The organism is Hominenteromicrobium sp. (genome assembly GCF_046974225.1).
GTDB lineage: Bacteria > Bacillota > Clostridia > Oscillospirales > Acutalibacteraceae > Hominenteromicrobium > Hominenteromicrobium mulieris.
This window is the reverse complement of sequence record NZ_JBKWAE010000011.1, coordinates 54,120-65,784: the sequence shown is the minus strand read 5'-3', so window position 1 is coordinate 65,784 and position 11,665 is coordinate 54,120. Positions and strand designations below refer to the sequence as shown.

The 11,665-nt window shown below is 53.8% G+C and carries 11 protein-coding genes; 2 read left to right on the top strand and 9 right to left on the bottom strand.

Going from position 1 to position 11,665, the window contains the following annotated elements; translation table 11 throughout:
• Positions 1 to 124 precede the first annotated feature (124 nt).
• Together ACLTX1_RS09305 and ACLTX1_RS09300 are read right to left on the bottom strand one after the other, a co-directional pair.
• Entirely contained in the window at positions 125 to 1,144 is a 1,020-nt protein-coding gene (locus tag ACLTX1_RS09305) for a hypothetical protein (protein ID WP_412330828.1), read from the bottom strand.
• Between the two features lie 259 nt (positions 1,145 to 1,403).
• Positions 1,404 to 2,351: a winged helix-turn-helix domain-containing protein gene (locus tag ACLTX1_RS09300; protein ID WP_412330827.1), complete on the bottom strand. Its 948-nt coding sequence runs from the start codon at positions 2,349 to 2,351 to the stop codon at positions 1,404 to 1,406.
• A gap of 165 nt (positions 2,352 to 2,516) precedes the next feature.
• Here ACLTX1_RS09300 and ACLTX1_RS09295 point away from each other — a divergent pair, with 165 nt between their 5' ends.
• A complete protein-coding gene (locus ACLTX1_RS09295) occupies positions 2,517 to 3,374 on the top strand; it encodes a hypothetical protein (protein ID WP_412330826.1) in 858 nt (285 codons plus the stop codon).
• Positions 3,375 to 3,392: 18 nt separating this feature from the next.
• On the opposite strand, the gene ACLTX1_RS09290 is transcribed toward ACLTX1_RS09295, so the two are convergent.
• Positions 3,393 to 3,974: an N-acetyltransferase family protein gene (locus ACLTX1_RS09290; RefSeq protein ID WP_412330825.1), complete on the bottom strand. Its 582-nt coding sequence runs from the start codon at positions 3,972 to 3,974 to the stop codon at positions 3,393 to 3,395.
• Positions 3,975 to 4,298: 324 nt separating this feature from the next.
• On the opposite strand from ACLTX1_RS09290, the gene ftsH reads away from it, so the two are divergent.
• Positions 4,299 to 6,110 carry an ATP-dependent zinc metalloprotease FtsH gene (gene ftsH, locus ACLTX1_RS09285; protein ID WP_308449245.1) on the top strand — a complete coding sequence of 604 codons (1,812 nt, stop codon included), beginning with the start codon at positions 4,299 to 4,301 and terminating at the stop codon, positions 6,108 to 6,110.
• A gap of 243 nt (positions 6,111 to 6,353) precedes the next feature.
• Here ftsH and ACLTX1_RS09280 read toward each other — a convergent pair whose 3' ends face one another.
• From ACLTX1_RS09280 to ACLTX1_RS09255, 6 genes are all read right to left on the bottom strand, one after another.
• Entirely contained in the window at positions 6,354 to 7,559 is a 1,206-nt protein-coding gene (locus ACLTX1_RS09280; protein ID WP_176819834.1) for an L-serine ammonia-lyase, iron-sulfur-dependent, subunit alpha, read from the bottom strand.
• A 13-nt stretch (positions 7,560 to 7,572) separates the two neighbouring features.
• Positions 7,573 to 8,310, bottom strand: coding sequence for a PHP domain-containing protein (locus ACLTX1_RS09275; protein WP_308449246.1), 738 nt, complete (start codon positions 8,308 to 8,310; stop codon positions 7,573 to 7,575).
• Positions 8,311 to 8,328: 18 nt separating this feature from the next.
• The gene (locus ACLTX1_RS09270; protein WP_176819832.1) at positions 8,329 to 8,532 is read right to left on the bottom strand and encodes a DUF896 domain-containing protein; all 204 of its coding nucleotides are present in this window, start codon (positions 8,530 to 8,532) and stop codon (positions 8,329 to 8,331) included.
• Positions 8,533 to 8,555: 23 nt separating this feature from the next.
• Positions 8,556 to 9,956 (bottom strand): MATE family efflux transporter, encoded by a 1,401-nt coding sequence (locus ACLTX1_RS09265; RefSeq protein ID WP_308449247.1) that lies wholly within the window; start codon positions 9,954 to 9,956, stop codon positions 8,556 to 8,558.
• A 123-nt stretch (positions 9,957 to 10,079) separates the two neighbouring features.
• On the bottom strand, positions 10,080 to 10,763 hold the full coding sequence (locus ACLTX1_RS09260; RefSeq protein ID WP_308449248.1) for an HAD family phosphatase: 684 nt from the start codon (positions 10,761 to 10,763) through the stop codon (positions 10,080 to 10,082).
• Between the two features lie 125 nt (positions 10,764 to 10,888).
• Positions 10,889 to 11,515, bottom strand: a complete 627-nt coding sequence (locus ACLTX1_RS09255) for a DUF4358 domain-containing protein (RefSeq protein WP_308449249.1) — start codon at positions 11,513 to 11,515, stop codon at positions 10,889 to 10,891.
• Positions 11,516 to 11,665 lie beyond the last annotated feature (150 nt).

The window sequence follows — 11,665 nt, the reverse complement described above, 5'->3', positions numbered from 1 at the left end:
AGTAAAAACCTCCTTAGATCCGTTTGTTTTCACCTTTACTACGAACGGCGCAGACGAAATTTTGAGCGCACAAAAGAAAAATGCCCTGTTCTTTTCACAGAACAAGGCATTTTAAAGCTTAAATTTAGTTTTGCGTCGGTGCGGAAGCGGTCTCTGCGGTGTTTAAAACGTGCTTTACAAGGCGGTGCGTTTTGAGGTCGATGGGATTCTGCGGGTTTTCGCACAGCTGTACGTAGCAGCGCTTTAAATCATCCGCGTAGCTTTGGAACGTCACAAGGTCGAACGCGCGCTGGCAGCACGTGAGCGCTTCTTCAATATCGGCCTTATTGCGGTAATCGCTTTCAATGACGAGCGCTGTTTTGGCGAGCGCCAGACGGTAGCTGAAGTAGCCCATGTGCTCGGAATTCTGCTCGGCGGCAGAGAACGAAAGTCCCTTTTGTGCAATGCGCAGGATGAGGTCGTATTCAAGGCTTTTCTTCAGAATTTCCGTAAGGTACAGCTTGCAGCAGTTTGCGGCGTTTAAGGGCTGCGGGCGGCCGTTTGCGGTGATTTTCTCAAAAATGACGCGGCGCAGGACGTTTTCGGCGTCTGCGGTGCGGTTTTTGTCGAGCAGCACGGTGGCTTCTTTCATGTAACCACGCTCATCAAGCGGGAAAATACGCTGAAAATCACGGCAGACGGAGAGCGCTTTTTCAAAATACGCCTCGGTCTGCTCCGGCGGGCAGCACAAGGCGCGGGTGCGGCAATACTCGGCGGCGTCTTTAAAAAGCCGCGGTTCGTTCCAGTTTTCGCGCCCGAGGCTTTCGGCTGCGGCAAGATAGGTTTCGCCGTCCGCGCCGCTGCGGGCGCAGGTATTGAGCGTGATGGCGAGCAACGTTGCGCTGCGGGGATAGATTTTAAGTGCAAAATCACACACGCGCAAAGCGTCGAAATAATCGCCGAGCACCTCAAAGCGGTCGATGAGGTTGTTGAAATCGCCGACAGTGCCGGTGATGTGGTTGTTTTCATCCGAGACGGCATCCGCAAGGCTGCGCATGAACGCGGCGCTGCCGTGCCCGCCGTGCTTTCTGAGCAAAGCGAGCGCTTCTGCGGCGGAGCAGATATGCAGTGTGTTTGGGGCGATAGGTTTAACAGGGGTTTCCATGTGGCTTTGCACCTCTTTTTATATGGGTTAGTTTGTTTTTTGAACGGCTCTGGCGATCCGTTTAGGAAACCCATTGACTGGGTTCCCTACGATTTGAACGTCCCCCGGACGTTCAAATCTACCTTCCTAGTCTTGGGGTAGGCAAAAGGGTTTCGAGCTCTGCGGAGCTCGACCAAAGGCTTCACCTTTGGAATCTGACAAGCTTTTGAAAAAGCTTGAGCAAAACTTTATTCGTTGTTCCGTTGTCGGTAGTTTGCGGTCAGAAATTTTCGTTCAGCAGTTCCATGACATCGCAGATTTCCGCAAGCATTTTGAAATTTCGCTCGCCGAGTAGGGCGCAGAGGATGACGAGTGCGACGCCGCGATGAACGTTATTTTCCTCGCTGCACCGTTGCCACAGGTGGTAAAGCTCGCTTAGTTGCGGCGAATTTTGCAGCACGGCGCCGAGTGTGGTCTCAATCACGCTCGGAATCAGCATACGCTCCAAATACGTTTTGCAGTTTCGTGTAAGCTCACGCCCGCGCCAGCCGCTGTCGTTTTGAAAATCCTGCTTTAAGTCGAGGAGCAGTTCGCTTGTACCTTCGCCGCCATACAACGCTCTGCGGTCGCTTCCTTCGGGGTATGTGCACAAAATGTGCGCCCAGATGCTTTCGGGTAAAATCCAGCTGTAAAACGCGTCCTCGGCGACGGTGTCGGCTGAGCCGGGCTCCAAGCTGAGCGGCGGAAGCTTTTCGATATAGCCGACGGACTGCAAAAACCACGCTTTTTTATACATACTGTCACCCATAAGCAGCAGATAGACCGTATCGAGCGTGAACTTCGGGGCGCTTTCCGCAAAAACGGGCGGCAGGCTTTCGCATGTTTCTTCGGTTTTGGCGGCTGTGGGTTTGATTCTTTCGACGCTTTCCGTAAACGCGTAGCCGATGCCGGTTTTGGTGGTGACGGCGCCGTTTAGCCCGGCTTTTTTCAGCAGGCGGCGCACGGCGGAGACGGTATCGTAAATGAGGTTGCTGACGTCCGAATCGACATCATACCCCCACACATGCGCGGTGATCTGCTCTTTTGTGAGCGTTTGTCCGGCGTTTAAGACAAGGTAGTGCAGCAGGCGGTTTTGCTGTGCGGTGAGGTCGATGACCACTTTATCGTTTTTTAAAGTACCGCCCGTGGCGTTATACGTGACGTTTTGGATTTTATAAAGCTCGTCCACCGCGTTTCCTCCTTTTTTATGGATAACCCGATTATAGCATTGAATGTGCGGTTCTTCAACGCTGTTCGGCGAAAATCGAGAAAAAATCGAGACCGTTTCGGGATAGTACCGAGAATCGTTTTTTATCCTTAAAGCACAAGAAAAACGCTTTAAGGAGGAACGGATATGGCAGCGAAGGTATTTGAAAAGAGCGCGGAGGAAACAGCGTTCCGCGCGGTTTTAAAGGAAGTGTACGAAAGCGGAAAAAACAGCGTTGCTGTGTTGTGGGCGGACGCGGCCCTTTCCGCACGCTTTCAGGAAACCCTGTATGCGTTTCTTTTAAAGGACGTTTTGGGCAGTGCTGCGGCGGGCGTAAAACTGCGCGCACTGTGCGCTTTTTGCGGCGGCGAAGCAGAGACGGCGCAGACCGAATACACGCACGAGACGTTCATCGGTCTGATGAGCCCCATTACAAAGGGCGAAAACAAGGGCACAGTGCGCCTTGATTTATTTTTCAAAAAGGGGGAGGCGCATTTTATCCCGACGCTGTTCGCGTATGTGATGAATAATATCCTCGGCGATCGCTTTAAAAAAGCCGTGCCGGACAGCTTAGACCGTGAGCTTGAGAGCGAAGACGGCAGCATGGCGCTTGGCGCGAGCCTTGCGGGCGAAGAAAACACGGAGCGCGAGGTGCTGGGCGAGATGATGAGCGCCGATATGGTGCAGGCTGTGTACGAGACGCTGCACGACCGCCCAGACGAGCTTTTCGCCTTTGCACACAAGCAGAGCGAGGGCCAGATGGACTGCAAAACGCTTTTAAAGACGCTGCGTCGCCTGCGCACGCCCGAGAAGGTTTATCTGGATGCGATGGCGCTGCTGGGCGCTGCGGCGCAGAACAAGGCAGAGTGGGACGAAAAGGCCCTCTTACGCTTGGAACGCATTTTAAAAATGGACGATTGCCGCGCCGCCGCGGAGCTTTCCGCCTGCGCAAACCGCGCGAAAACAAGATTGAAGAAGTCCGCAGCGCTGCTTGCCATGCGGTAAGGTATGGGGTGCATAAAATCAATGCGCGTTTGGGTCGGGTGCATCGGTCAAAAAGCGGACAGGGGCAGGGGTATCGGTGTGCGTGCCGATGCACTTTTCCATCCAGATCATGTCGTACCAGCGGCCGAATTTATAGCCGCATTTTTTGAACGTACCGACCGTTTTGTAGCCGAGGTGGGCGTGAAAATCGGCACTGTTGTGGTTTAGGTACTCGTCCTCCTTGTCGATATAGCCGATGCAGGCGTAAAGGTTTAAAATGCCCATATCTTTGAGGCGCTGCTCCATGGCTTCGTAGATCTTTCTGCCGAAGCCAAGTTTTTTGGCGGTGCGGTCAAGGTAAACGGTCATTTCGCATGACCAATCATAGGCGGCGCGGCCGATGAATGAGCCCGCGTAGGCGTAACCCATGACCTTGCCGTCCGCTTCGAGGACGATGTACGGGTAGCGCAGCGTGATGTTTTTCATGCGGTGTCGGAACTCTTTAAGCGACGGCACGTTGTACTCAAAGGTGATGGCGGTGTTTTTTACGTAATAGCTGTAAATTTCCAGCAGGCGCGGTGCGTCGGAAAGCTTGGCGTCACGAATCAAAACAGTGCTCATGAAAATACCCCCTGAAAGCTCAAATACAAATCGTAAATTTGGAAAAAGCATAGCACCGCCGGGGGGAAGTGTCAACCCGGCGGTGCTGTTTTGCGGCAAGGACGATGTTTTCTCGGGAGTTTTTGCCGGCTTTGCCGAGAAGCGACTTATTATGACCGGAGAGGAGCGCTGCCCGCGGGAACGGTGCAGGAGAATATCCGCGTGCTTTCATGATTTGTTCACGAAAAGTTGGAAATTTTGAGATTGACTTTCCGCCAAAAAACGCATAGAATAGGCTAAAATAACATCGCGCCTATTTTAATCGCGCGCGAGAGGAGAGAGAACATGAACGAAGTGAAAACGCCGAAAAAGCCGCTTGTTTTTTATTACGGCATTGCGATGGTCGTTTTGCTGCTTTTAAACATGCTGGTGATGCCACTGATTACACAGCACCAGGTGGAGGAAGTGGACTATGGCACGTTCATCAAGATGACGGAGAACAAAGAAATCGGTCAGGTGGAGATTGAAGACAACCAGATTTTGTTCACAAATAAGGACAAGAGCAAAATTTATAAAACCGGCCTTTTGAATGACGACGGCCTTGTACAGCGCCTTTACGATTCCGGCGCGGAGTTTTCCGGCGAGATTGTGGAGCAGATGTCCCCGCTGATGAGCTTTATCGTGAGCTGGGTGCTGCCGGTTGTGCTCTTTGTGGTGCTGGGACAGCTTTTGTCGCGGCAGCTCATGAAGAAAATGGGCGGCCCGAACGCCATGAAGTTCGACATGGGCAAGAGCAGTGCGAAGGTGTATGTGCAGTCTTCGGACGGCATTAAGTTTGCGGACGTTGCGGGCGAGGACGAAGCGAAGGAGAACCTTTCCGAAGTTGTCGATTACCTGCATAACCCGAATAAATATAAAGAGATTGGCGCTTCCATGCCGAAGGGCATTTTGCTTGTGGGCCCTCCGGGAACCGGCAAAACAATGCTAGCTAAGGCGGTCGCCGGCGAAGCGAACGTGCCGTTTTTCTCCATGTCCGGCTCGGAATTTGTCGAGATGTTCGTTGGCATGGGCGCATCGAAAGTACGTGACCTCTTTAGGCAGGCAAAGGAAAAAGCGCCTTGCATCGTGTTCATCGATGAAATCGACGCCATCGGTAAAAAGCGCGATAATCAGCTGAGCACGAATGATGAGCGCGAGCAGACCTTAAATCAGCTTTTGACCGAAATGGACGGCTTTGAGGGCAACAACGGCGTTATTATCCTTGCCGCGACGAACCGCCCGGAGTCGCTTGACCCCGCCTTGACGCGTCCGGGTCGTTTTGACCGCCGCGTGCCGGTGGAGCTGCCCGACCTTGCGGGCCGTGAGGCGATTTTGCGTGTACACGCGAAGAAGATTAAGGTTGCACCCGACGTTGACCTTGCGAAGATCGCGCGCATGGCTTCCGGCGCTTCCGGCGCAGAGCTTGCGAACATTGTGAACGAAGCTGCGCTGCGCGCCGTGCGTGACGGTCGTGCTTCCGCAACGCAGGCCGACCTTGAGGAGAGCATCGAGGTTGTTATTGCGGGCTATCAAAAGAAAAACTCTATTCTCACAACGCGCGAAAAGCTCATCGTTTCGTACCACGAAATCGGTCACGCGCTGGTGGCGGCGAAGCAGACGAACTCCGCGCCGGTGCAGAAGATTACGATTATTCCGCGCACGTCCGGCGCGCTGGGCTACACCATGCAGGTGGAGGACGGCAACCATTACCTGATGAGCCGCGAGGAGATTGAAAACAAGATTGCGACGTTCACGGGCGGCAGAGCCGCGGAGGAAGTCGTGTTCCATTCCGTTACAACGGGTGCATCGAATGACATTGAGCAGGCGACAAAGCTTGCCCGCGCAATGATCACGCGCTACGGCATGAGCGACAACTTTGATATGGTCGCGCTGGAGACGGTGACGAACCAGTACCTCGGCGGCGATGCTTCACTGGCGTGCAGCGCCGAAACGCAGGCAGAGATCGACAGACAGGTGGTTGACCTTGTGAAGAAGCAGCACGCGAAGGCGGTGCGGATTTTGCAGGAGAACCGCCCGAAGCTCGACGAGCTTGCAAAGTTCCTGTACGAGAAAGAGACCATCACCGGCGAAGAGTTTATGGAGATTTTGAATCAGTAAAGAATTTAGATAAAACGAAAGCGCACAGCCTCGAAAAGAAGCTGTGCGCTTTACTTTTTGATAGGTGTTCTTTTTAAGAGTTTGCTTTTTGCAAGCTCTTCGGGAGATCCCCTAATGGGGTCTCCCACGAGTAAACAGTCCTGATTTTGGGTAGGCAAAATGGTTTCACCCTTGGAACCTGACCGACTTTTTGAAAAAAGTTGGATCAAAAACTTTTAGACACGCTTTCACGTGGGCTTTGTGTTATTTCTTACCTGTATAATACTTCGCAAGCCCGCCTTCACCGGTTTCTCTGTATTTGGAGAACAAATCCCGGCCGGTCTCGTACATGGTGTTGACGACGACGTCAAACGAGATTTTTCTTGTATAGGTGAGAAAATTCGCAAGGCTCAGCGCGTTGATGGCGCGCATGGCGGCGACGGCGTTGCGTTCGATGCACGGAATCTGCACGAGTCCGCGCACGGGGTCGCACGTAAGGCCGAGGTGGTGCTCCATAGCGACCTCGGCAGCGTATTCAATCTGGTCTAACTCCATGCCGTGCAGCTCCGCAAGAGCCGCCGCCGCCATGGAACATGCGCTGCCGATCTCCGCCTGACAGCCGCACTCCGCGCCGCTGATGGAGGCGTTCGTCTTGATAAGATTGCCGATGATGCCGCCCGCCGCGAGCGCGTGGAGAATCTCGGTATCCGTAAAGCCGCGGCGTTCCTGCATATACAAAAGAACGCTCGGCAGCACGCCGCAGGAACCGCACGTGGGCGCGGTGACGATGATGCCGCCTGCCGCGTTTTCTTCGCTGACGGCGTAGGCATAGGCGCACACAAGGCGGTTTTCGCGCGTTTCGGCGCTTTCATCGATGTGATTCTGACGGTAGAGCATTTTCGCTTTGCGCTGCACGTCTAAACCGCCTTTTAAGGTGCCTTCGGTCTCTAAACCGCGGGTGACGGCTTCGCGCATACAGCGCCAGACTTCCTTTAAATAGTCCCAAATCTCCGTGCCCTCGCACTCTTCCGCATACTGCCAAAGGCGCATGTGACGCGAGGCGCAGTAAGCTTTGATGTCGGCGAATGTGGAAAGCGGGTAAACGTCTGCGGGAGCGTCTTCCGTTTCGCCCTCCGAGAGAATTTTACCGCCGCCGACGCTCATGACGCGCTCAAAGCCGATCTCTTTGTCGTTTTCAATGGCGGTGAGCTCCAGCGTATTCGGGTGGGGGAGAGGCTTATCCGAAAGGTCGAACCGAATTTCCACCGGCAGCGGTGCAAAGGTCTTGACGAGAATGTCGTCCGTCAAGTGGCCTTTGCCCGTTTTGGCGAGCGAACCGTACAGAGTGACGAGAAAACGGTCTGCCTGCGGGTATTTTTCTTTAAAGCGGTGCGCGGCGCGCTCCGGCCCCATGGTGTGGGAGCTGGAGGGACCTGTGCCGATGCGGTAAAGTTCCTTGAGTGATTCCATGTGGGGGTTCCTTTCAGAAAGCGAAATGATAAAAAGAGGGCTTGGGAGGCTCGGCGGGCTGAATGACACCGTTGATGATGCAGCGGCCGTCGTGGCGGAACAGCGCATTTGCAAGCTCTTTTTCGGTTTTGATGCGGTACGGAAACGCCATGCCGGCTTTGCCGATGTTTGATTCGTGTTGTTCGTGCGTATCGCCGCCGCTGGTGCCGTAGAGGCGGTTCCTTTTTGCAAAATCATAGCCGCGGCTGTTGTCTTCGTCGGAGTTGCCGGCGTTGTAAATTTCGGCGGCGTCCAATAGCTCCGGCTGCGGGAGTACGTTGGGGTCGATGTACGGCGCACGGCGGAAAGGATGCGCCTGCGAGATGAATCCGCCCGCTTCGTGCACGGCGTCGCAATAGTCTTTGATGGGCGCGACGTCGATATTCGGGTGTGCGAGCAGAAAATCGAGATCGATGCCGTAGGTGAGCACCTCTTTGCCGGAGCCGTAGTGGTGCTCAAGGCCGAACAGAATATCGAAATCCTTATCCTTTGCCCAGTCCTTTACGCGCAGGTAGGCGTTCCAGTAGGCGCGGACCTTATCCTCCCACGGCAGGGTTTTATCAATGGCGGTGCTGCCCTGCAAAAAGTGATTTGTAAAGCACATACCGGCGTAGCCGCGGTCATAATAGACCTTGGCAATGACCTCCGGCGGATTGTGTCCGCAGTGGCTGCACAGGCTGTCGTGCACGTGCATCTCGTATTTATACAGCATAAGGATGCCTTCTTTCACTTATTTTTTCGGCTTTAATTTACGGCGCTCGCCGTTCGGCTCTACGATGACCATGTTATCAAGCTGTGTACGCAGGTTTTTGCGGTAGGCTGCGATATATTCTTCGCGCAGGGCTTTGCGCTCTGCGGTCTCCGCTTCGGTGAGGCCCTCGGTTTTTGCTTTCTTTGCGAGGGCGTTGATGCGGTCTATCTTGCTTTGTTCCATAAGAAATTCTCCTTCATGTGGGATCAGTCAACGTCGGAAACCACATTGTTCGCCCAAATGCCCGAGCGCAGCAGGATGGAGCCGATGATGACCTTGATGATATCTGCAAACTGCACGAGCGCATAGATGCCGATGATGGACAGCGCTGTGTAGCGGCTGCAGAAAAACGCGATGGGCAGCGGGATGAGCCAAGTAAATACGCAGTCAAACAGAAACGTGATGAACGTTTTGCCGCCGGAGCGAATGGTGAAGTACGTGACATGCGCAAATGCCTGAATGGGCAGTGCTGCGCCGGCGACGAACAGAAGCTCGGTTGTAAGGCGCTGTACCTCCGGCGTGGTGTTGTAAATGAGCGGGATAAACGGCGCGGTGATGGCGATGAGCGCGCCAACGCCGATGTGCAGCACGACGGTAAAGAACAGAAGCTTATTATCCGTGCGCTTTGCTTCTTCAATCTCACCCGCGCCGAGCTGCTGGCCGATGATAATGGAAACGGCGTTGCCCATGGCGAACATGATGACGCAGAAGAGGTTCCATACTGTGCCGGCAATGTTCGTGGCGGCGACGACGGTCAGACCGCGCGTGGAGTAGCTTTGGCTGATCATCGTGGTGCCGATACTCCAGAAGAGCTCGTTAAGCATGAGCGGCGTGCCGGTGAGGAGGATCTTTTTCACGACGGCACCGGGCAAATACAGGCTTTTATATAAGCCCTGTGCAAAAATAAATGTTTTTTCGCGGCGGTGGGTATGTATGATGAGATAGATTGCTTCAATATATCTTGCGATAACGGTGGCGATGGCTGCGCCGACGACGCCGAGGCGTGGTGCGCCAAAGCTGCCGAAAATGAGAATGTAGTTTAAGACAAAGTTTGTGACGATGGCGATGATGCTGGCGGTCATCGGGGATACGGTCTCGCCGGTTTCACGCAGAGTGCTGGAATAGCTTTGCGAGAAGCTGAACGGTATGAGACCGATCAGCATGACGAACAGGTAGTTCTTCGCTTCGGAAAGCGTTAAGACGAGGTCGCCGCCGGATTCGCTTTCCGTGAGGAACAGCGAAATGAGCGGGTTATTGAAGAACAGAAGCGCGACGATGGCGATGACGGCCATTAAAACGCTGAAAATGAGCTTGAAGCGCAGCGCATAGCGCACGCCCTTGTGGTCGCCCTTGCCGTAGAACTGCGCGCCGAAAATGGACGCGCCCGCAAGGCCGCCGAAGATGGTGAGGTTAAAGACGAACAAAAGCTGATTGACGATGGCGACACCGCTCATGGATTCGGTGCCGAGGCGGCCGACCATGACGTTATCGAGCAGGCTGACAAAGCTTGTGATGCCTTGCTGCACGATCATCGGGATGATGAGGCGGATGAGGTTTGCGTAAAACTCCCGGTCGCCGATGAATTTTTCTTTGTATTTTTTGAACATAACTCCTCCAAAATATCCTAAAGCTTGATTTTAAAAAATTTATATCATCAAAACAGAGCTTCGCGTGACACGGCTGCGTGCGCCTGTTCTGTTCCCAAAAGAGAACCGTCCGTTTGACGGTTTTTATCGGTCTTCGGGCGGCAAAAGCTCGCCCAAAAGCGCTGTGTAGTCTGTGATGCAGCGGTCGCAGAGCTTTTGAAGCGCTATGCGGTCGCCTTCTTCCACAGCTTCGCTCAACACGCCGATGACCGAAAAGCCGGCGGCTTTTGCCGTTTTGGCGGCGTAGAGCGCGTCTTCAAACACAACGGTCTCATGCGGGGCGGCCTTTAAATCGGCCGCGCACTTTAAATAAATATCCGGGTGCTCTTTGCTTTTGCCGATGGTGGTGCAGCTTTCGATGACGGAAATGTACGGCGACATATCAAGGCGATCGAACGCGGGCCTTAAGGACGCAATGTCCGATGCGGTTGCGACGGCTGCGGGAATGTGGCGCTCTGAGAGCGCTTTTAAAAACGCCGCCGCGCCGGTGATCTCGGGCACTTCTTTGGCGTAGCCCTCGCGGGCGAGTGCGATGATGCCCTCATGAATCTCCTCAACGGTGCCCTCAACATGGAGTACGTCGTGGTAATATGCCGCGCACTGTTCGAGCGAGAGGCTGTTTAGGGTGCGGAACAGATCGTCGGGTGCTGCGATGCCCATTTTTTCGGCGAACGCGAACGTGAGTTTATTCCACATGGGTGTGCTGTTTAAAAGCGTACCGTCCACATCAAAAATGGCGGCGCGGATCTTTTCGGAATCTTTGAACATGAAAGCTCCTTTCAAAAAGGCGGACAAAAAAGCCCGCCTGCGTGCATATACATTAGAAGTATACCACGCAGGCGGAGGTATTTCAAGGATATAAGGGGCGTTTTACGGAGCTTTTCGACACAAAATTACTCCATGCCAATGACCTTTTTAATGGCGTCTATGCCGTGTTGTATTTCTTTACCGAAGGCCTCTGCCATGCCCTCACTGCTTTCACCGCTCGTTTCCGGCTCGCCGAGCAGAAGGAAGAATACGTAATCGCCGTCGGCGTAAATTTCGGCGGCCTCTATTTTGTCTTTGCTTGCGGTGAAATCTTCATCTGCAAGCAGGCGCTGCTTATAAGCCGCGAGCTTCTCTTTGACTTCGTCCGTTTTGCCTTCTTTGACTTTTACGGCGATGAACGTATCCGGGTGGGCCTTCTGCGCGGTGTTTTCAGCGTATACCTCTTCGTAAAGCGAGTCGTCCATGCCAAGCTCTGAGCGAATTTCATCTTCGGTCAGTTTCGTATCAGGGTAATATTTGTCGCCATAGGCTTCACGCAGGGCATCGCGGAAGGCGGAAAGGCCGAGCGCGGTCTCCGGCATAACGGAGGTGTCGTTCGGGGATTCACTCACATCCGGGGAAGGCGACGCAGACTGCGCGGGCTTTTCACTTGCGGCAGATGAGGAGGACGAGCTTTCGGTCGTTCGGCTTGCGCAGCCCGTGAATGAAAGCACCAAGAGCAAAGCAAGCAGAGCGGGAAAAATTCTTTTCATATCGGATCGATCCTTTCTACAAAAATAGCGTGCGCGGCGGTATGCCGCGTTACCCATAGAATGCCCGTCTTTTTGCGGAATAAACGCCGAAAACGATGCGTTTTCTTCGGTTTGCCGGAAATGATTGAAAAGTTCAAGCTTTTATAGTAT